The sequence below is a fragment of the Acidithiobacillus sp. HP-2 genome (assembly GCF_015100155.1).
Lineage (GTDB): Bacteria > Pseudomonadota > Gammaproteobacteria > Acidithiobacillales > Acidithiobacillaceae > Acidithiobacillus.
The window spans coordinates 189,013-209,394 of the sequence record NZ_JACKZA010000001.1; the positions used below are offsets into that span (position 1 = coordinate 189,013).

Genomic DNA, 20,382 nt, shown 5'->3' on the forward strand with positions numbered 1-20,382 from the left:
TAAACATCTTACAGGCGTCCTGATTCGTGCGAACCAGATATTTACCGACAAGATATCCGGCAGTCACGTGAACCGCGAAGGCCTCCAGATGCTACGGCTCAAGGTAGAGGAAGGTGATGCCATCCTGATGCGGCAGATCCACCGATGACTTGTTGAGCCGCACTGGTATTATTCACACTTTTTTCCATCTTCTGGTTATTAACAATCCGTAATGCTGCTTTTTGACTTAATACCACAATGCTTACTCGTCTATTCAAGGGAGAGTCCGGCTCTTTTGGTACGTACAACACCGCCGATCCCATGCCGACTACTCTCAGTATTTTACTCTCATCCAGACCATTCTGGACCAGCACCTGACGAACAGCATTAGCACGTCCCGCCGACAGATTGAAATTACTGTAACCTTTGCCACCATTCGCATAACGTACGGCATCCGTATGCCCAGTAATGCTGATTTGATTGGGTAATTGATTCAATGTTGGTGCAATGGCCTTGAAAATCGTCTGGGCATACGGCTCCAGGACAGTACTTCCATTTGGAAACATGGAACGTTTGGCACTATCGACCACCTGAATTCGCAAGCCTTCCGGAGTAATATTGATCAGCAACTGATGACGAAAAGCGGCCAGCGCAGGGTTGCCAGCAATTTGAGCTTCCAAAGCTTTTTTCAAATGCTCCAGGTTTTGGTGGTCCACCGCTTCTTCAGCTGTAATGATTTCCGGATTACTGGCAAGATTTTGCCGCTTTTCGCCGCGCTGAATTTCTCCAACAGTTTTCGTCAAATTTTTGCCGCCACCAGGCAAAATGGAATTGGAAGAACCACTACCGGGGCCACCCATCAAAGAAACCCTCTCAGGATTTTTAAACCACTGGGAAATACCCTGTAACTGCGCTTTGGTCGTGGAACCCAGCAACCACATCAGCAAAAAGAAAGCCATCATGGCGGTAATAAAATCAGCATAAGCAATTTTCCAGGCACCGCCGTGTCCTCCACCACCTCCTTTCTTGATGCGTTTTATGACAATAGGCTTATTTTTTCCCTCTTCAGCCATGACGTGTCATTTCCCCTTGAGCTCCCGCAAATGATTGTCCAACTCTTGAAAACTTGGACGTTCTGTCGAATATAAAACCTTACGACCAAACTCCACGGCTACCTGGGGAGGATAAGCATTCATAGTTGCCAGTAACGCCACCTTGATACATTCAAAAATTTTACCCCCCTCAGCTGCCCGATCTTCAAGTCGCGAAGCCAAAGGCGACAAAACTGCATAACCCAGAAGAATACCCAGAAAAGTACCTACCAAGGCTGCTGCAATCAACTCACCCAGAACGGAAGGCGGCTTGTCTACGGAACCCATGGTATTTACCACGCCCATTACCGCAGCAACAATACCAAAAGCTGGCATTCCGTCTGCAGTACGAACCAGGGCATGAATAGGAATTTCCATCTCACGATGATGGGTATCAATATCCACATCCATAAGATTTTCCATTTCGAATGCGCCAAGATTTCCGCCAATCATCAGGCGTAAGTAGTCGGTCAAGAACTCCATTACATGATGATCCGCAACAATACGCGGATATTTTTTGAATAATTCACTGGCCGCTGGATCATCAACATCGCCCTCAATAGACATGAGCCCACCCTGGCGAATCTTACTAAAAAGTTCATTGAGCAAACTGAGTAGTTCCATATAAATGGCTTTGTTGTACTTTGATCCCTTGAAGGCTAGCGGAAGAGATTTGATGACAGCCTTGAAAGTACGGGGAAAAGTCGCCGCAAAAAAGGCTCCAAAAGCACCGCCGCCAATCATGAGAAGTTCATAAGGCTGGATCAGCGCAGTGATGGCACCGCCTTCCAGCATGAAACCACCAAAAATGGCACCCAGTGCAATCACATAGCCAATAATCAGAAACATGCGTTAAATCCCACTATTGAACAACAAAACTGGCAAAATAAACGGCCGCTATGGGAGGATTCTTTTCTGGTACCGGTTTAGCCAGAGCGCCGCCATCTGTTTCCAGCACTTTATTAACCTGCTCTCTAATTTTTTGCAGGAGTTGATCACGCATCGCTGGCTGGCTGACCGTATCGGCATTCTGGGCACTTAATAACAGTAAAATGCCATTACGGATTTCAGGCATATACGATTTGACCGAGGCTTCTACCGAAGGCTCATAAGTTTTCAGCTGAATCTGAACCTGTATGTAGTGCGTATTGCCATCTGCACTTTGTAAATTGGTTACCAGGGAGCCAAGGTCAATGAACTTGGTGTTCTGGAGTTTTTGTTGAGCCTGTTGTTGGGCGATTTGTGCAGGGGTGGGAGCGGAAGTGGATCGCATCATGAACCACCAGACAGCAGCACCACCAACAATCACCAGCAACACAATGACTGCAATCAACATTATAATCAGTTTACTTTTTCCTGCTTTTTCTGCCATGGCATCCTTGCCTATATCTATTTCTCAATAATGTAGAATTTACCCAGCAAGCATATCATCAAAGTCTATTAACCTGGAAAAACGGACATCTTCATCTCTCTGTTCTCCGTGTACAATAGACCACTCCAGTCGCAAATCCTCAATGATCGGCTCGCAAGCGTAAAGCGACTCCAGATCATTGAACATATTACAGTGGGCCAATTTGAGAAGCAGGTAACGATACAATCGGTCCAGGCGCACAATCACTGCTTTTTGTATTTCTTCTCCTAAATGCAGAAGCAGATGTTGTACGAGTTGTTCGGCGCGTTCTACTGCCACACGTTTGGCCACATAATCACGGTGATCGAGGGCGTTCTTGATGCGCAGCAAATAGGCTACAACGCCCTCCAGACCAAGCTGCATCAGTGAAAAATCTGTTTCCTGAATTGAATCCAGAGTCTGGTCACGCGCAGATCGCTTTGATGTATGGTGCATAATGAATCTCCCACCCCGTAATAAACAGGATAACGGCACATCTCAGGAAAAACTTAAGGATGCATTTCCAACAAAGACTTGAGCCGGAAAAATCGAAAAATGGCATGGCTTTTGCTCTTAAAATCTCAAACGGAGGTGAGCCATGACTTCACGATCACAAACTGAAACATACGCGCATCAAAATAGTGCTTCTCAAGTTGACAGCAGCCCCTATCTGGCTGATCTCGTCAATTTTTATGAGGCATGGAAATCATTCTGGCAACTTTGGCTACGCGAGCACATGCAAGGACGCCCATTACCTCGAAAAGCTGAGCAGGGCGTACTGCAATCCCTACATACACCGGAATCGCGGGTCCCGGAAGGACGTCGTGTGTTTTGGCAGGGTCTGCAGAAAAGCTATCACAACATCCTGCAAAAACTGCAAGATCACAATTTCAATCAGGAACCTGCCAGTGATTTATTTGCGGTGATGAATGCCGCCGAGGACCTTGAGCGCCAATGTTTTGACGAAATTGTGGCATTCAGTAGAAATTTGGGGGAGGTGGATCCACTCACTGGCCTGCTTAATCGTCGCCGTATGGAGGATGACATCTGTCGCGAACAGGCCTTGGTTGACCGTGGTGCTCATGCATTTATTGCCATGCTCGATGTTGATCATTTCAAGGTATTAAATGATCGCTTTGGACATGTGAACGGCGACCTTGTCCTGAAGGAGCTTTCCCGACGTTTGCACTCTGCATTGCGCCCGTACGATGGATTATATCGCTACGGTGGCGAAGAGTTTTTGGCTATATTTCCGCAAATGCATAAAAGTTGCGCTCTGCTTACTGCCCAACGACTTTGTCAAAAAATCGCCTCTGCCTCCTTTCCGCTGGAAAAACACGCCCCTGTTCAGGTGACCATTTCCATTGGAATAACACCCTTGCTGCCTAATGTGCCATCCCATGAACGGGTTGTTATTGCCGATGCAGCACTGTATCAGGCCAAACATGAAGGTCGAAACCAGGCTCGCCTGCTGCCTTGACCTTTCCTTTTTTCCACCAAGTCATTACGATAGCTTTTGAGCGTAGCAAGAATCCAAAGGCATTATCAGCATGACCCACAAAACTCCCTCAGAAATTGCGCGGGAAGCCTTTACCCGCCTTATGGAGCTTGGTTTATCACCGACCCCCGAAAATTATACGCAGTGCTATCATGAAATTTCAGGAGCCCATAGCACCCCCGAAATGAATTGGCAAGATCTTATGCGACGCTTCTCTACGGAATGGGAAAGATCTCAATCGGGTTTATCGCATCTTCAAAAAATACTGGCTAAAAACCAGCTTCTGGAAGAAAAAAATAACAGCACTCTGGCCATAAAACTGGATCAACTTCTCCAAAAATGGGAAAAACTCTCCACACGACAGGTAAAGATCAGCCCCAAAGAAATTAATGAAAATGCTTCTGAAGATGTAAATTGTGAGATCTGGCAGAAGTTATTCAGGACGGTTATCCGGCATTCCATACGAGACCATGACCAGTCTAGCACCTTTCTTCTGGAGCAACTGGATGGACTTCTTAAGAAAAACGAAATTCAACCGGATGCACTGTTTCCTTTAGCCAGAGACCTTTTACATCACCAGCAGGAGCTGGACGAAAAAGAAATAAAAATACGCAAGGGGTTACAGGAACTTTTGCAACTACTGCTGCGAAATGTTGCCGACCTGACTGAAAATGATGCGTTTTTGTCTGGACAAATGGATATTGTGCGGCAGGCCGTGCAAATTGCCGATAATCACGAAGAGCTGGATTTGGCGATCAGCAGGGTGAAAGAAGTGATTTTTCAGCAAGGAAAGCTGAAATCTGAGGTCAGAGAAGCCCGCGAAGCCATTCGTGATCTCGTGAATCTGGTGCTGATATCTGTCGAAAGTATGGCCGGTGAAAACGGACGTAATCACCAGCAATTGGAGAGCCTGGCCAATGAACTGGATAGCGCAACAGATTGGGAGCAAATACGAAAAATTGTCAGTGAAGTCTTGAATACCAGCAAAAACATTACTAAACAATCCATTGAAGCAAGAAATACCTTGATCCAGGCAAAAAACCGTCTGAGCGCTGCTCAAGAAAAAATTCGTAAGCTGGAAGAAGAAATGGAATCTATCAGTCAGCTGGTTCATGTAGATCCTCTCACAGGAACATTAAATCGGCGGGGGCTGAGCGCCGCCTTTGCTCGCGAATCCGCCAGAGCCCAGCGACTCAAACAGCCGCTGACCGTCGCCATTGTCGACCTTGACCATTTCAAACAGGTCAATGACCGGCATGGACACGATCTGGGTGACCAGGTGTTACAGGGAATGGCTAAAATTTTACAGGACACATTGCGAGCCAATGACGTCATCACCCGTTACGGAGGTGAAGAATTTGTCATTTTGATGCCCGATACAACCCCAGAAAACGCATTGGATATTCTGGAGCGTGTGCAAACCCGACTGGGACGGCAGTTATTTCAGACTCAAGACCAGCCACTGAAAATCAGTTTTAGCGGAGGAATCAGCCTCTGGCAAAATTCCTGTAGTCAGGAACAAAGCATAGCTGCCGCCGACAAGACCATGTATCGTGCTAAAACAGATGGGCGCCAGCGCATTTATCTGGCCGATCAGGCAAACTCGTCCACTTGATGACCCGGCTCCCCCTTCTTGCGCTTCAGGGTTTTGGGCGACTTTGAATTTTGCTTTTGATCCTGACTGACAGGACGCAAAGGTTGGACTGGTTGAGTGCCGGTTTCTACTGGACGAAAAGGAATATCAGCCATCTGGGTGCTCCTTATTCCGCATAAAAACTTTGGAGTCGTCCTTCAATGAGTTTCGGATTTTCTCCTTCCGCAATGCTGACCAGGCCTTCAATAATCATTTCCCGCAAATAATTCTGCTGGTGAACAATACCCTTAAGCTTGCTGGAAACAGGCAAAAACAGCAAATTGGCAGAGCCTACCCCATATATCGTGGCAACAAAGGCAGTGGCAATACCTGCTCCCAACTTTGCAGGATCGGCAAGGTTTTCCATCACGTGTATCAAACCCAAAACTGCACCAAGGATACCTATGGTCGGTGAGTAGCCACCCGCTGACTCAAACACCCGCGCCGCCTGACGTTCAATCTCCGAGCGGGAATCCATGTCGACTTCAAGGGTAGCACGGATTTTGGCAGGCTCTGAACCATCCACTAACATCTGCAGACCTTTGCGCATAAATGGATCAGTGACGCTTTCCAATAATCCTTCCAAAGCCAGCAAACCATTTTTGCGCGCTGTATTACTCCATTCCAGAAGCTCTTGAATGATCGGCTGCGGATCTGTTTTGGGGGGCAAAATAATCCACGGCACCATTTTCAAAGAACGTACAAAAACCGGAAGCCGATACTGCACCATCACCGCCCCCATGGTGCCTCCGATGACTATAATAAAAGCCGTAAGCTGCAAAATGGAGCCCAGCTTACCGCCCTCCATAAATTGCCCTAAAAATATCCCGCCAAAGGCCACTACCAGACCTATTATTGTCAAAAAATCCATGTAGCACCCATTTTACGGAGCATCATTCCAATCACCCAGATTACTGCGCAAACGCAAAATGGCCTGACGCATAATCTGGCTAACCCGGGATTCTGTGACTTCAAGCACGATGCCGATTTCTTTCAGGGTCAACTCTTCCTGATAATACAGGGCTAATACCTGCTGCTCCCGCTCGGGAAGACTTTTTATACCACCTTGAAGATCTCGAGCGAATTCCGCCGAACCCAATATGGCTGTCATGTCAGGGGTTTTATCGCGCAAATAACGACCCGCAAAAACATCCTGATCCGCACTTAAATCTTCCAGATAAACAATTTGCCCACCCGTATCCTGCAAAGCAGATTGATAGGTTTTGAGATTCCATCCCAGCGCAGCGGCAACTTCCTCTTCTTCAGGAGCGCGACCCAATTGCTGTTCAAGGCGAGTAATGGCTTTGCGTATAGATTGCTCCTTGGCCCGCGCACGCCGGGGAAGCCAGTCCTGGTTACGTAGCTCATCCATAATACTGCCACGGATACGCAAACTGGCATAAGCTACAAAAGCCTCACCCGCACTGTTTTCCTGCCCGGAAAGAGCATCCATCAAACCAATCAATCCCGCCTGAACCAAATCTGCCAATTCAATATTGGCCGGCAACCGCGCCCACACCCGCTGGGCAATACGCTGTACCAATGGTGCGAAACGGGCGACATCTGCACTCATTGCAACTGATGGATCAGCGGCCCGTCGAGCACTCATCAGATAGATATCTCGGGATTTTTCATCAGCAGACGCTCCATGAAAAAAGCCATATGCCCTGAAGTATTAAAGGCGTGCGGCCAACGTTCAACCGTCACAGCCAAATCTTGCAGCGCGCGCGAAACCGGGGCATCCGGATACATTTCCACAACCGCTTTCTGGGAACGAACCGCCGCACGCAGGGCAGGATCCAGCGGAATACTGCCAATCTGTTCCAACGTCACATCCAGATATCCGTCGGCCACTTTAGCAATACGCTGGAACAAGGCATCCCCTTCTCTTTGATCCCTGACCATGTTGGGTAACACCTTGAAACGACGCACTCCATGATTACGACTGAGCACCTTGATTAACGCGTAGGCATCCGTAATGGAAGCGGGTTCGTTGGAAAGTACTACCAGAACTTCCTGTGCTGCCTGACTGAATGTCAGCACGTCGCCGGCAATACCTGCAGGCAGATCTATCAACAGATAATCCATATCCAGACTCAGATCACCAATACCCTGAATCAAATTGGCCTGAGACTGTGTATCCAGATTGGCCATCTGTGCCACTCCACTGGCAGCGGGCAGGATGCGGATATTCCACGGGCCGGTAATGAGCACCTCTTGCATGCTTTTTTCGCCGGAAATCACATGCGACAGGTTATAGCGCGGACTCAGCCCCAGCAGCACATCGACATTGCCAAGACCAAGGTCCGCATCAAAAAGCAGGGGCTTGGCCCCCTGCTGCGCCAAAGCTACCGCCAGATTAACGGCTACATTGGTTTTGCCCACCCCACCCTTGCCACTGGCAATGGCGATTACTTTAATTGGTTTTCTTGCCCGCATTCGGCGTAGCCCTTCTGCTTGATCCAACCTGTTTTCGTCCTGAACCAATATATTCAACCCGGATTTATTCATAACTGGCCGCCATGGTAACGGCTCCCCGGATCATCTGCCAGTTTATCCTTATGGAGCACGCTATTCATCTTGAGCAAGTTCATTATTTGCTCCCACGGCGCCTCATGCATATCTTCCGGGACTTTCTGGCCATCACTATACCAGGCAACGGGCAGATGCTGTGCGGCAAGCCATTCCAGCACTGCCGCAAAGGCTGGAGTTTCATCCACCTTGGAAATAATGGCTCCACTGAGAGGAATATCCGTATAAGGTTGCAGGACAGTAGCCAGATTTCGACCACTAAGACTGGCAGGAATCAGCAGAAATCTTTGCGCATCAGCGCCCAGTGCCGCAAACCACTGGAGTTGTTCATTCAAGCGGGGATCCCTGGGTCCCATGCCGATGGTATCTATAAATATCCATGAACGGTCACGATGTTTTTCCAGGGATTTCAACAAATCCTCAGGGCCTTTGATCACATCCAGAGGAACACCGAGAATACGCGCATAAATATCGAGCTGTTCAACACCGGCGATCCGATAAGTATCAGTAGTCAGAAGTGCTACCGAGTGAGGACCATGCCGGAGAACCTGAGCAGCAGCCAACTTGGCGACGCTGGTAGTTTTACCCGAACCCGTTGGCCCCATCAAAACAAACAATCCTGGTTTTTCCAAAGATACCTGGCTAATCCCGACCTTTTCCTGGAGAGTATTGAGCAATAACTGCTCCCACTCCCGGGATTGTTCCTGCTCCAGAAACTCAGTAATCCACGCTTCGCAAAAGCCCATCTCCGTCAATGCCTCCTGAGCGGATTGCTGCACGAGTTGCGGCCCCCAACGTCTTTCCACCAGCTGTTTGAGGGCTTGCAGTTCATCACGCAATGGTGCGGAGACCAGTGGATGAGACATGTTACGTGGCGAGGCAGTTGTCGAAGATTGTAGCGCTGCTATTGCGGCCCCTTGCGCCGGTAGCTGTGCTGACTGGAATGCTTCTGTTTTTTCCGGATGGGTACGCAAAGGCTCTGGCCAGGCCGGGATAGATTGGGTTTCATTCCATTGTTTTTCATCAAAATCAATGGCAGCTACTATTTCCACTTCACCGTCAGACTCCCGATTGGAGAGAATCACTGCATCAGGACCCAGAGTGCCCCGAATCTGCTGGAGAACTTCCCGGGTGTTGGCACCACTAAATCGTTTGATTTTCATAAAAACTGTCTCCTGTTAGACGTTCAGGCACCATTCTGAAAAATCAGGCACCCAGGGTAGCCACCACCCTGATTTTTTTACTTTCGGGTATTTCCGCATAAGAAAGAACCCGCATCCGGGGGGCACTCCGCGCCAGAAAACGTGCCAAAAACGTGCGCATGGGGGCCATGGCCAACAATACCGGCTGCATACCCCCTGCCTCCATTTGCTGCATCAAGTCCCCTGCCTTTTCCAGTACGCGTTGAGCCAAACCCGGCTCCAAAGCTTCGCCGTTACTATTGCGCAGACTCTCTTGCAATAAGTGTTCCAACTGCCCGTCCAGCACGGCAACAGGTAGTTCGGACTGCCCGGGAAACAGCCCCTGAACAATGTAGGGACCCAGAGCTGTGCGCACGGCTGCCGTCAATTCGTCAACATCCTGGCTTTGGGGTGCATGCTCCGCCAAAATTTCGACAATGGTGCGCATATCGCGAATCGGGACGCCCTCATTCAGGAGGTTCTGCAAGACTTTTTTCAGCTTGTCCGGGGAAAGCATTTTTGGAATGACATCTTCCACCAGTTTGGGAGAACGACTGGCCAAATGAGAAAGCAAGCCTTCCACTTCTTCCCGACCCAACAAGTCCGCACCATGGCTTTGGAGAATCTGGTGCAACTGGGTGGCAATCACGGTAGCCGGGTCCACCACGGTATAACCCAAAGCCACGCTTTTATCGCGCTCTTCCTTATCAATCCAAACGGCGGGTAATCCAAAAGAGGGATCGGTGGTCGGGGTGCCCGCGATTTTTCCGAGAACATTTCCGGGATCAATCGCCAGCAGCAAATCCGGAAATACCTCCCCGCCCCCCACCTCCACGCCTTTCACGTTAATACGATAAGCCGTTGGTCTTAATTCCAGATTATCCCGAACATGGACTGCCGGTACCAGAAATCCAAAATCCTGGGCAAATTTTTTGCGAACGCCACGAATTCGAGCCAGTAATTCTCCCCCCTGGCCTTTGTCCACCAGTGGAATCAAACGATACCCTACTTCAAGTCCCAAAGGATCCAATGGCTCCACACTCGCCCAGGTCACCTCCTCCGGCTCTACACCACCAACAGGGGGTTCGACAACTTTTTCCGGTGCCTTACCCTGTTTGCCATACCAGACGACTGCGCCCAACAATGCCGCCGCACCGAGGAAAGGCAAATGGGGCATTCCTGGAATCAGACCCAGTATGGCCAAAATAACAGCCACGATAGTCATCACCTCTCTATTTTGAAATACCTGGCCGATCAGTTGTTTGCCCAAATCCTGACCGGTATTGACGGTGCTGACCACAATACCGGCCGCTATGGAGATGACCAAAGCCGGAATCTGTGCGACCAGTGCATCACCAATACTCAACAAGGTATAATCGTGCGCGGCTGTACTTAAACTCAGGCCATGCTGCCAGATGCCAATAATCAGACCACCAATCAAATTGATAAACAAAATCAAAATTGCCGCTACTGCATCACCCCGCACAAATTTGCTGGCACCATCCATCGATCCGAAAAAGTCGGCTTCCTGAGCAATTTCACTGCGCCGTCGATGGGCTTCTTCCTGATCGATAATTCCCGCATTTAAATCGGCATCAATGGCCATTTGTTTGCCGGGCATGGCATCCAGGGTAAAACGGGCACTGACTTCGGCAATACGACCAGCCCCTTTGGTGATCACCACAAAATTGATGATCACCAGAATGGCGAAAACAATAATGCCAACGACGTAATCTCCACCCACCACAAACTGACCGAAAGATTCAATCACCTGCCCCGCTGCGCCCGGACCATTCTGTCCATGCAGGAGAATAATACGAGCAGCAGCCACGTTCAGGGACAAGCGCAGCAGGGTCGTCAGCAGCAAGGCTGTAGGAAAGGCTGCAAATTCGAGGGGCCGCTTCATGTACAGGCTGACCAGCAAAATAATCAACCCCAGGGTAATATTGAACGTAAACAGAATATCCAGCAGAAAAGTGGGTAGCGGGATAATCAGCATGGCCAGTACCATAATCACCAGTATGGGCGCGGCCAGAGTATGCCAGTTGAGTTTTTGTATGAGACGGCTGATAAAGTTCATCGATTAATCCCGTTTATCCAGTTCTGCAGGAACTGACCAGGTATCCGGCAATGGCGGATACTGCTGCGGAGCAGCAACCCGTAATTGATATAAATAGGCGAGAAGTTCTGCCACTGCCCGATACAAGCTCACAGGAATTTCCTGCTCCAGTTCGACATGATGAAACAGGGCGCGAGCCAAAGGTGGCGCTTCGACAATAGGAATGTGGTGTTCAGCTGCAATTTCACGAATTTTTATGGCAACCAGATCGGCACCTTTGGCGAGTAACATGGGTGCACGTTGTTCCCCTTCTTTATAACGCAGGGCAACGGCATAGTGAGTTGGGTTGGTCACAATGACATCGGCTTTAGGAATGGCTGCCATCATTCGCCGGCGCGCCATTTCCCGCTGCATGGCGCGCACTTTGGATTTGATTTCAGGATTACCATCCGACTCTTTCATTTCATCCTTGATTTCCTGACGGGACATTTTCAACTTCTGATTCAGGGTCCAGATCTGGAAAGGGACGTCAAAAAGCACGATCAACAGTGTGGTGGCGGAGAGGGTCAAAAAAACCAGTCCGCTCATTCGCATCAGATGTAAAAGCGCATGATCGGGGGTTTCCGCTACCAGCCCGAACAGGGCATGACGCTGCGCCCAAAGCAGGGTCACCCCGAAGCCGCCAATCACCAGGGTTTTCAAAACCGCTTTAACCAGTTCCAGAGCACCATGTTTGGAGATGATTTTCTGGGCACCACTGATTGGGTCCAGCCTGGTAAAATCCGGTATTAAGGATTGGGTACTGAAAACCCAACCTCCGACCATCAGTCCCGCCGCCATAACCGCTACCAGCAAAATCAGGAAATAAGGCAAGGTCATCCAGGTAGCCATCATTAACATACGTGCAAAATGTCTGAGTAACTCACCGTTATCCGTCATTTCGGGAGTAGACAAATGCAGACCGGCATACAAAAAAGCAGAAAGATTTTGATAAATATGGTCCCCAAACACATAAAACAAACTCGCTGAAACCAGTAACAGCGCGCTGGTAGAAAGCTCCCGGGAGCGCGCTACCTGCCCTTTTTTGCGGGCGTCCTCCTGACGTTTCGGCGTCGCCGCTTCAGTGCGTTCCTGCGCGTTTTCTTCCGCCATCAGACGTCCTCCCCCCTGCTCTGTGACCGAAACGTCATGGCTGTGCCGCCGTCAACATGGCTTTTCCGGCAAAAGTCATGGACATGCTCAACAAATGTTCGACCAGCATTTGCATGGCGGGCATGAATATATAAATGGCCAGCAGTCCAAGTCCCAGCAATAGCGGAAAGCCAATCACGAAGATGTTCAGTTGGGGGGCCAGCTTTCCCAATATCCCCAAGGCAATATTGACCAGTATTAATGTACCCAATACCGGCGTGGAAATGGCCAGGCCCAAAGAAAATATCACGGCCCCTTCGCTGACCAGCAAATGCCAGGTTGAGGGGTTCAGGCTGAGGCTGGCGCTGACCGGCAACAAGGTAAAGCTGCGCATCAAGGTCGCGAGTACCAGCAATTGTCCATTCATCCCCATGAAAAGCAGCAGTACCAGCAAATTCAGAAAATTTGACAAGGTCGGGACCTGCACACCGGTAACAGGGTCGAAAAAGCTGCTGAACCCCAGGCCCATCTGCAAACTGATCACCGAACCCGAGAACTGGATCACACTGAAAATCAGGGTAATGGCAAAACCCAGTCCAAAACCGATCAACAATTGCTGAATCAGGAGAACCACCCCTTCGCCGCTCAGGAAATGCACCGCAGGCATGGCGGGCAAGGCCGGGGCAATAGCCACGCTGATCAGCAGCGCCAAGCCTACCCGAACCTGAACCGGTACTTGGGTCGCACTGAATACCGGCGCTGTGGACAGCAGGGCCAGCACCCGTACGAAAGGCCAGAAGACCAGACCGATCCAGTGCTCTAACTGCAGACTGGTAAAGTGAATCATTGATCAATGAGATGAGGAATATTATGAAAAAGCTGGATGGTATAATCCATCATCAAATGCAACATCCAGGGTCCGAGAATAACCATGACCAAGCCCATGGCAATCACCTTGGGCACAAAACTCAGGGTCATTTCGTTGATTTGCGTAGCCGCCTGGAAAATGCTGACCAGCACCCCGACCACCAGAGCAATACCCAAGAGCGGAGCAGAAAGCAGGAGCGTCGTCCAGATGGCACGTTGCCCCACATCAATAATACTTTCAGGAGTCATAATAGATTCTCCTCAATGTACAAAACTTTGTACCAGCGAGCCGATCACCAGATCCCAGCCATTGACCAGCACAAAAAGCATCAGTTTAAAAGGAAAAGAGATGGTGACGGGTGACAACATCATCATGCCCATGGACATCAGCACTGCTGCCACGACCAGATCAATGATGACAAAAGGAATAAAAATCAGAAAACCGATCTGAAACCCGGTTTTCAGTTCGGAAGTCACAAAAGCTGGAACAAGCAAAGTGATGGGCGTATCGGCAGGGGCCTGCAACTGCTTGTGTCCGGATAATTTGACAAAAAGTGCCAGGTCGTCGGGTCGGGTCTGGGAAAGCATAAAAGTCCGCAGGGGTCCTTCGGCACGAGACATGGCCTCAGTGAGATTAATCTGGTTTTTGCTTAATGGCTGCAGGGCCTGGGTATTAAGCTGCTGAAAAACCGGCGCCATCACAAAAAACGTCAAAAAAAGGGAAAGCCCGACAATAATTTGACTCGGAGGCATCTGGGTAGAACCAAGAGCTTGTTTGAGCAGGGATAACACAATGATGATGCGGGTAAATGCGGTCATCATCAGTAACATGGCTGGCAGGAAAACCAGCACGGTCATGAAAATCAGGGTTTGGATGCTGAGGCTGTACTCGGTAGCGCCCCCAGCCTGTGGCGTTGCGGTCAGGGCCGGGAGCCCTCCTGCCAGCGCAATCCCCGGCAGGAAAAAAACCATCAGTCCGGTGAAGAATCTCCTGAAGGTGGATGTTGATCGCCGGTTTTTACATTTCCCTTGGGGGCTGGGGTGTTTGGGCTCCATGTTCCTTGCTTGCGCCTCTCCATCGCAGTACGTAACCAGCTGGCAAAAGCCGTTGCTGAATTACTGGTCGTATCCGGCAGCGCTGTCTCCAGGGTATGCAACAGATGAATGCCTGTTGGTGTTACCCCGAGTAGCAATTGCTGCTCTCCGACCTGTACTAGCAAAAGACGTTCCCGCGTCCCCAAAGGCAGTGATGTCACTACTTTGAGCCCGGCAACCGGGTTATTCATTGCCCCCGGCTGGAAATGTTTGAGCATCCAGATCACCACAAAAAATATAGCCAATACAAACAACAAAGCTGCAAACAACTGCAATATGGACATCCATGAAAAGGGGCTGCCCGTGTCCATCACGGCGGGAGTACCTGCTTGGGCCAAGGGACTGAACCCGGACAATACCCAGAAGATCAGCCAAAATTTTGGCGTTTCAAAAAGGTGTTTCATCGCAATTTTTTTGCGCGCTCTGCAGGGCTGACAATGTCGGTCAAACGGATCCCGAATTTGTCATTCACCAGCACGACTTCGCCCTGGGCAATCAGATAACCGTTGACCAGAACATCCATGGGTTCACCAGCGAGCCTTTCCAACTCGACCACCGAACCTTGGGCAAGCTGCAACAAATTACGAATCTGAATTTTGGTTTTCCCCAATTCCACCGAAAGGGTTACTGGAATATCCAGTATCATGTCGAGATTTTGTGCCTGGGTTCCCGTCGTTCGGGAAGCTTGCAATTCCGGCATGGACACGGGTGTTGCTGTTTTAGCGGATGCGGCTGATGCAGCATCGTCCTGCTCTGCAGTGCCACCTGCCTCTCTGGAAACAGCTTCAGAAGGATTCTTGGCCGTTGTTTCTGCAGCCTCCTGTTCGCTCATTGCTGCTGCCCAATCGGCCATAATATCGTCTGCCTGAGCATTGTCCGCAGACTCTGTTGCAGACGCCGCCGGGGTTTTCTTTTCTTCAGCCATCTTCTAGTTCTCCATAGCGGCTATAGCTGCATGCCCGGCAATCATTTCCGGACATAAATGTTTTTCCAACTGCACAGCAATTTTTCCGTTAGAAACCCCATAGCGTCCGGAAAAAATCGGGATTCCATCCACCTGAGCAAAAACCTCCTCGGGCATTTCTACGGGAATAATGTCTCCATCACGGAGCGCCAATAATTGCCGAAGCGTCAGTTGCGTTTGCAGAAAGTTTATTTCCATTTCCAGGGAGGCCTCCTGCATTTCATCTTGCATGGATTGTACCCAGCGTCGATCTATTTCCGAACGGTCTGCCGTTGTTCCTGCGGTCAGTTGATCGCGAACCGGTTCCACCATGCCATAAGGCAGACAGATCTCAAACGTGCCACTACCCGATTCCAGTTCAACATTAAATGTACTGACAATAACCACTTCCGTAGGTGTAGCAATGCTGACAAATTGCGGGTTCACCTCGGAACGGGTTAGTTCCGGATTTAATTCGGTCACGGGTGTCCAGGCATTTTTAAAGTCTTTAAATGCCAGGTCCAGCAGTCGTTTAATAATTCTTTGTTCCAGAGGCGTGAACTCACGGCCCTCAATACGCGCATGAAAACGCCCATCTCCTCCGAAATAATTATCTACCACTGCAAAAATCAGTCGTGGATCAAAAACGAACAACGCGGATCCTCGCAAGGGTTTGATTTGCACAATATTGATATTACTGGGAACGACCAGTCTGCGTATAAATTCACTATATTTAATCAGGCGCACCGGACCCACAGAAATTTCAGCCGTACGGCGGAGAAAATTAAACAGACTGACCCGCCAGAGTCGTGCAAAACGTTCGTTGACCACCTCCAAGGTGGGCATTCGGCCACGCACAATCCGATCCTGATTCGCCAGATCATAGGGACGTACGCCGCCCGGATCAGGCTCAGGTTCTACTTGGGTTTCCACCTCACCATCTGACATACCCTTAAATAGGGCATCCACTTCATCCTGAGAAAGAATATCCTGTACCATGGCGTCACCGTATATGGAGTGTCAGGACAGTGCAAGATTCATGCAAAAGCATTGATCAGTCCCAAATGCACTCTGAGAATAGTGGAAGGCGCAGTACTCTCCAGCGGCTCTGTCATGGATTTGACAGTGCCTGTCGAGGCTGATCTGTTTTTGGAAAAAAACCGTCCACCGCCATCTGCACCCACATTGGCTTGACCAAGACTCATACCTGCAGCGGCAAAGCTTTGTTGCAACTGTGGGATGGCCGCACTGATGGCCTGCAGAACCTCCGGATGCGGCGATATAAAAGTCGCATTTGCCTGTCCATTAGCCTGAATATCCAAATGCACTTCCAGAGGACCTAAATGCGGCGGATTGAGTTGTAATGTTGCCTGCTGAATCCCCTGCCCTAACAGGAACTGAACCTGCTGCCCCAGAGCTTCACCCCACTGGGGATTGGCACCGACCGGAGTGGCCACAACCTGCGCAGTAGGCGTAGATGCAGCGGGTGGTAACATAATCGTGCTGGCAAGTAACGGCGCTGCACTGTTACCTGCAAGGCTGACTCCCGGATCAGAAACGGTCTTTAATAATTGCGTGGAGGGATCAGCCCAGGAATTACTGAAAGCACTTGATGCGACAGATTGCGGGCCGGTAGTGGAACTCGCAGCGAATGCCTGGGCGAGATTCTGCAGAAAATGTCCGACAATTTGCGAAGACGACCCATCTTGAATGGCCGATGACGCTACTGCAGCAGTTAATTTTCCGTCCGTACCCGGGTGATCAGCATCTGCTAACTGTAAAAGGCCCGGTTGCGAAGACCGGGGCAAAACAGACTTTACTGATACTTGTGCTGACTGATTCCTGCTGCCACCCATATGGGTGGCAGCGTTATCCTCTTCAGAAAAGTCAACAGACGAAAGCGTCTGACTGGAATCCGGCGACATGACGACAGGTAATGACAGCAACCCGCTTGGCAAATTTTCTGTCATTACAATAGATGAATTGGCTGGTTGATCTTTCGATTTTTTAGGGTCACTGTCTTTGCTAACCGTTCCATTTTGATCTCTAATATTTGACTGTGGCTGCGGCAAACTTTTGCCGCTTAAAGGTTGCAGTGAATTTGCCGCGTCCGCCTGCGTGGTTTCAGCAGAGGATTGTGAATGTCTACTCGGGTTCGCACCGGTATCGTGCTGCTGGTGCTCTGGTGACTTTTGCGGCGGCGTTTCCCGTGTTTGTTGCTTTGCCATGACTGCAGCAAATTTTATACTGTCGGGCTTTTCATTACCTGCTGGCGCACCGACCTTGCCCACTGGGTTTGGGGCAAGGCTTGATGAAGACACAGGGTTGACGATGCTTGCCGCTGCCATCCGGATAAATCCTCAGCTTAAAAATATCAGACAGTACCTAAGCAAATTCCACACCAGCTTATTGACAACCGGGGCGACGATTCGCCCATTCATCCAGTTCTTTCTGAATTTTGCGCAATTCCAGCTCATGTTGTTCTATCTCGATACGCCGTGCCAAAGCGGCAAAGCCTTTTTCCTGCACACGGGCAGAAGCCCATTCAGATTGGATTTGTGCCACGCTTTGCTGTTGACGTAGGGCATTTTCCTTCTGAATCTGCAGGACCTGATCCAGTTGATGAATAAAATTGCGGGTATCCAGAGCCTGCACACCGAGGATGCCCGAGGTCTCGGCTGCAATCGCCTGATTTCGATACTGCTGCAGATAATTTTCCAGGAGTTGCAACTTCTGCTGCACTTCACTCAGTAAACTTCGCTGCTTCCCCAGACGAACAGCAATTTCTTTCTGTCTTTTATCAGCGTCCTCCCGCAAAAATAACAAGACGTTCTGGCGGCTCATCATCAATAACTACCCCTCTTCCATATACGTTGCCATGATCTGCGCCAATTGCTCCTGACTGCTCTGCAAAGGCACGGACTGCTGCTGATTCTGGCGGAGAAATCCCAGAATCGCCGGATAAGCACGTACTGCCTGGTCCAGCAATGGATCCATGCCCGGTGTATACGCGCCTACCGCAATCAGATCCTGATGTTCCCGATAACGACCATAGAGACGTTTTAGACGATGCAACTGATTGATCTGATTAGAAGACACAATGTTGGGCATGACCCGGCTGATGGATGCTTCCAGATCAATGGCCGGATAATGGCCCTGTTCCGCCAGACTGCGCGACAAAACCAGATGCCCGTCAAGAACTGCCCGGGCGTTGTCGGCAATAGGGTCTTGTTGATCATCCCCTTCCATCAAAACGGTATAGAAAGCCGTAATACTCCCGCCGCCCACTGGACCGTTACCCGCCCGTTCCACCAGTGCTGGCAGCCGTGCAAAAACGGAAGGTGGATAACCGCGAACAGCGGGTGGTTCGCCTACTGCCAGCGCAATTTCTCTTTGGGCCATGGCATAGCGGGTCAATGAGTCCATCAGCAATAACACATGCTTTCCCTGACTACGAAAATATTCGGCTATGGCTGTGGCCAGATGCGCCCCACGAATCCGGGTCAACGCCGGAACATCAGCAGGCGCTGCGACCACTACAGCGCGACGCAATCCCTGCGCGCCAAGAATATCTTCTATAAATTCCTTGACTTCACGACCACGTTCACCAATCAGCCCCACCACAATCACGTCAGCATCGGTGTTTCGCGCCATCATACCCAACAAAACACTTTTGCCGACACCACTCCCGGCAAAAAGCCCCATACGCGCGCCGCGACCAATGGTAAACAAGGCATTAATGGCGCGCACCCCAACATCCAGGGGGCGTTTAACCGGGGCACGCTGCATAGGGTTGATATTGACACCCAACAGAGGCACACGGATGAGTCCTGACACCGGACCAAGGCCATCCAGAAACTGACCCTGCCCATCCACTACACGACCCAGGAGACGTTCGCTGACACTCGCCTGTGCTTCCCCGGACAAGGGTTGTACCCGGGCACCCGGCCTGACTCCGTGCAAATCACCAGCAGCCATCAACTGCAGCTTTTCATTGTGAAAACCGACCACTTCGGCATCAATACCGCGTTGATTACTGGCTTCCACCCGGCAGCGGGTACCGACACTCACATCAAACCCTTCTGCTTCCAGAACCAGCCCCACCATACGCACCAAGCGGCCGCTGGGCAGCAAGGCGGGGAATGTTTCAGGTAATCTTTGCGTATAATGATTCAGGGTATCTCCCCACAATTTTTGACGATCAGCAAAGCGCAACATCATACCGAAAGCTCACCAAATAAGCGTTCAAGGACGGCACGCCAGCGATTTTCCAGACGCAAATCAAGCTGAGTGGCGGCATGATCCAGATCCCGATCCTGCCAACGGCGGTCGGGTCTGGCCGCATTATCATCCAGACCCGCAGAAACCAGGACGCCACCCCGTTCGATTTGGGCATCAGCAAGCAGATCCACTCCCTGGTCGGCAAGTTCGGGCATGAGACGCTGCAGCATATCCATATCATCAGGATGCAAACGGATAACGGGGTTGACACTCCGCAGTGGTACCGCACGCAACGCTTCCTTCAACAAGGGTAACAAAACTTGCGGGCGCAGCCGCAATTCTTGACGAATAACCTGGCGGGCGATTTCCAGAGACAGCGCCAGCAAAGATTGCTCAACACTCGTATCCAGGGCTTGTAAGGGCGAAAAAAGACCGGAAAGAATATCCTGCAAAGAACGTCTTTCAGCTTCTGCGCGGGCCAGCCCCTCTTGATAGCCTTCGGCCCGCCCTTCTTTATAACCCTGCTGGTAACCCTGTTCATGCCCTTTCTGCTCACTTTCCGCATAAATGGCCTGCAGTTGTTCGGCAGTTGGTAAAGCGATGGCGGCAGCAGAAAGGGTTTCGCCCTCTTCTAGGGACGACCCTGTATCACCTTGGGAACCTGGTGAAAAATTTTTGACCTCCGGCAATTGCCAGCGCTGTACCTGAGCACTGCTGTCTCCGGAGATGATCTCCGCACGCTTGTTCACAAGGACTGCCCAA

At 50.3% G+C, this 20,382-nt stretch carries 23 protein-coding genes; 2 read left to right on the top strand and 21 right to left on the bottom strand.

All coding sequences use genetic code 11. The annotated features are described in order from the left end of the window. Nucleotides 1-98 precede the first annotated feature (98 nt). From motB to H7F11_RS00930, 4 genes are read right to left on the bottom strand one after another with little or no spacing between them, the layout of a single operon-like run. On the bottom strand, nt 99-1,052 hold the full coding sequence (gene motB, locus H7F11_RS00915) for a flagellar motor protein MotB (protein WP_193650673.1): 954 nt from the start codon (nt 1,050-1,052) through the stop codon (nt 99-101). A 6-nt stretch (nt 1,053-1,058) separates the two neighbouring features. Beyond that, nucleotides 1,059-1,919, bottom strand: a complete 861-nt coding sequence (motA, locus tag H7F11_RS00920; protein WP_193650672.1) for a flagellar motor stator protein MotA — start codon at nt 1,917-1,919, stop codon at nt 1,059-1,061. Between the two features lie 13 nt (nt 1,920-1,932). After that, nucleotides 1,933-2,442 carry a flagellar basal body-associated protein FliL gene (gene fliL, locus H7F11_RS00925; protein ID WP_193650671.1) on the bottom strand — a complete coding sequence of 170 codons (510 nt, stop codon included), beginning with the start codon at nt 2,440-2,442 and terminating at the stop codon, nt 1,933-1,935. A 39-nt stretch (nt 2,443-2,481) separates the two neighbouring features. Further along, entirely contained in the window at nt 2,482-2,916 is a 435-nt protein-coding gene (locus tag H7F11_RS00930; RefSeq protein ID WP_193650670.1) for a flagellar protein FliS, read from the bottom strand. 142 nt (nt 2,917-3,058) lie between these two features. On the opposite strand from H7F11_RS00930, the gene H7F11_RS00935 reads away from it, so the two are divergent. Both H7F11_RS00935 and H7F11_RS00940 read left to right on the top strand, forming a co-directional pair. After that, on the top strand, nt 3,059-3,940 hold the full coding sequence (locus H7F11_RS00935) for a GGDEF domain-containing protein (RefSeq protein WP_193650669.1): 882 nt from the start codon (nt 3,059-3,061) through the stop codon (nt 3,938-3,940). Between the two features lie 70 nt (nt 3,941-4,010). Then, nucleotides 4,011-5,573 (top strand): GGDEF domain-containing protein, encoded by a 1,563-nt coding sequence (locus H7F11_RS00940; RefSeq protein ID WP_193650668.1) that lies wholly within the window; start codon nt 4,011-4,013, stop codon nt 5,571-5,573. Here the strand turns inward: H7F11_RS00940 and H7F11_RS00945 are convergent. The 17 genes from H7F11_RS00945 to H7F11_RS01025 all read right to left on the bottom strand — a co-directional run bounded on the left by H7F11_RS00945 (nt 5,552) and on the right by H7F11_RS01025 (nt 20,369). Further along, on the bottom strand, nt 5,552-5,707 hold the full coding sequence (locus H7F11_RS00945) for a hypothetical protein (RefSeq protein WP_193650667.1): 156 nt from the start codon (nt 5,705-5,707) through the stop codon (nt 5,552-5,554). The two genes, H7F11_RS00940 and H7F11_RS00945, sit on opposite strands and share 22 nt — an antisense overlap. Before the next feature lie 11 nt (nt 5,708-5,718). After that, entirely contained in the window at nt 5,719-6,462 is a 744-nt protein-coding gene (locus H7F11_RS00950; RefSeq protein WP_193650666.1) for a flagellar motor protein, read from the bottom strand. A gap of 12 nt (nt 6,463-6,474) precedes the next feature. Further along, the gene (fliA, locus tag H7F11_RS00955) at nt 6,475-7,164 is read right to left on the bottom strand and encodes an RNA polymerase sigma factor FliA (protein ID WP_227485146.1); all 690 of its coding nucleotides are present in this window, start codon (nt 7,162-7,164) and stop codon (nt 6,475-6,477) included. Nucleotides 7,165-7,199: 35 nt separating this feature from the next. Further along, entirely contained in the window at nt 7,200-8,102 is a 903-nt protein-coding gene (locus tag H7F11_RS00960; RefSeq protein ID WP_227485147.1) for a MinD/ParA family protein, read from the bottom strand. Then, entirely contained in the window at nt 8,099-9,286 is a 1,188-nt protein-coding gene (gene flhF, locus H7F11_RS00965; protein ID WP_193650664.1) for a flagellar biosynthesis protein FlhF, read from the bottom strand. The genes H7F11_RS00960 and flhF overlap by 4 nt, the downstream gene beginning before the upstream one ends. A 43-nt stretch (nt 9,287-9,329) precedes the next feature. Continuing rightward, nucleotides 9,330-11,384, bottom strand: coding sequence for a flagellar biosynthesis protein FlhA (flhA, locus tag H7F11_RS00970; protein ID WP_193650663.1), 2,055 nt, complete (start codon nt 11,382-11,384; stop codon nt 9,330-9,332). Nucleotides 11,385-11,387: 3 nt separating this feature from the next. After that, nucleotides 11,388-12,515 (bottom strand): flagellar biosynthesis protein FlhB, encoded by a 1,128-nt coding sequence (flhB, locus tag H7F11_RS00975; RefSeq protein WP_193650662.1) that lies wholly within the window; start codon nt 12,513-12,515, stop codon nt 11,388-11,390. Nucleotides 12,516-12,549: 34 nt separating this feature from the next. Continuing rightward, nucleotides 12,550-13,341 carry a flagellar biosynthetic protein FliR gene (gene fliR, locus H7F11_RS00980; RefSeq protein ID WP_193650661.1) on the bottom strand — a complete coding sequence of 264 codons (792 nt, stop codon included), beginning with the start codon at nt 13,339-13,341 and terminating at the stop codon, nt 12,550-12,552. Next, a complete protein-coding gene (gene fliQ, locus H7F11_RS00985) occupies nt 13,338-13,610 on the bottom strand; it encodes a flagellar biosynthesis protein FliQ (protein WP_193650660.1) in 273 nt (90 codons plus the stop codon). The genes fliR and fliQ overlap by 4 nt, the downstream gene beginning before the upstream one ends. Before the next feature lie 12 nt (nt 13,611-13,622). Beyond that, nucleotides 13,623-14,333: a flagellar type III secretion system pore protein FliP gene (fliP, locus tag H7F11_RS00990; RefSeq protein WP_193650659.1), complete on the bottom strand. Its 711-nt coding sequence runs from the start codon at nt 14,331-14,333 to the stop codon at nt 13,623-13,625. Beyond that, nucleotides 14,333-14,860 carry a flagellar biosynthetic protein FliO gene (gene fliO / locus H7F11_RS00995; RefSeq protein ID WP_193650658.1) on the bottom strand — a complete coding sequence of 176 codons (528 nt, stop codon included), beginning with the start codon at nt 14,858-14,860 and terminating at the stop codon, nt 14,333-14,335. Before fliO ends, fliP begins: the two co-directional genes overlap by 1 nt. Next, nucleotides 14,857-15,381, bottom strand: a complete 525-nt coding sequence (gene fliN / locus H7F11_RS17060; protein ID WP_193650657.1) for a flagellar motor switch protein FliN — start codon at nt 15,379-15,381, stop codon at nt 14,857-14,859. Before fliN ends, fliO begins: the two co-directional genes overlap by 4 nt. A 3-nt stretch (nt 15,382-15,384) precedes the next feature. After that, entirely contained in the window at nt 15,385-16,398 is a 1,014-nt protein-coding gene (gene fliM / locus H7F11_RS01005) for a flagellar motor switch protein FliM (protein WP_193650656.1), read from the bottom strand. A 38-nt stretch (nt 16,399-16,436) separates the two neighbouring features. Then, nucleotides 16,437-17,357, bottom strand: a complete 921-nt coding sequence (locus H7F11_RS01010; protein ID WP_193650655.1) for a flagellar hook-length control protein FliK — start codon at nt 17,355-17,357, stop codon at nt 16,437-16,439. Nucleotides 17,358-17,805: 448 nt separating this feature from the next. Further along, on the bottom strand, nt 17,806-18,246 hold the full coding sequence (fliJ, locus tag H7F11_RS01015) for a flagellar export protein FliJ (RefSeq protein WP_193650654.1): 441 nt from the start codon (nt 18,244-18,246) through the stop codon (nt 17,806-17,808). A gap of 6 nt (nt 18,247-18,252) precedes the next feature. Beyond that, complete coding sequence (gene fliI, locus H7F11_RS01020) at nt 18,253-19,620, bottom strand: flagellar protein export ATPase FliI (protein ID WP_193650653.1); 1,368 nt, start codon at nt 19,618-19,620, stop codon at nt 18,253-18,255. Then, complete coding sequence (locus H7F11_RS01025; protein WP_193650652.1) at nt 19,617-20,369, bottom strand: flagellar assembly protein FliH; 753 nt, start codon at nt 20,367-20,369, stop codon at nt 19,617-19,619. The genes fliI and H7F11_RS01025 overlap by 4 nt, the downstream gene beginning before the upstream one ends. Between the last annotated feature and the right edge of the window lie 13 nt (nt 20,370-20,382).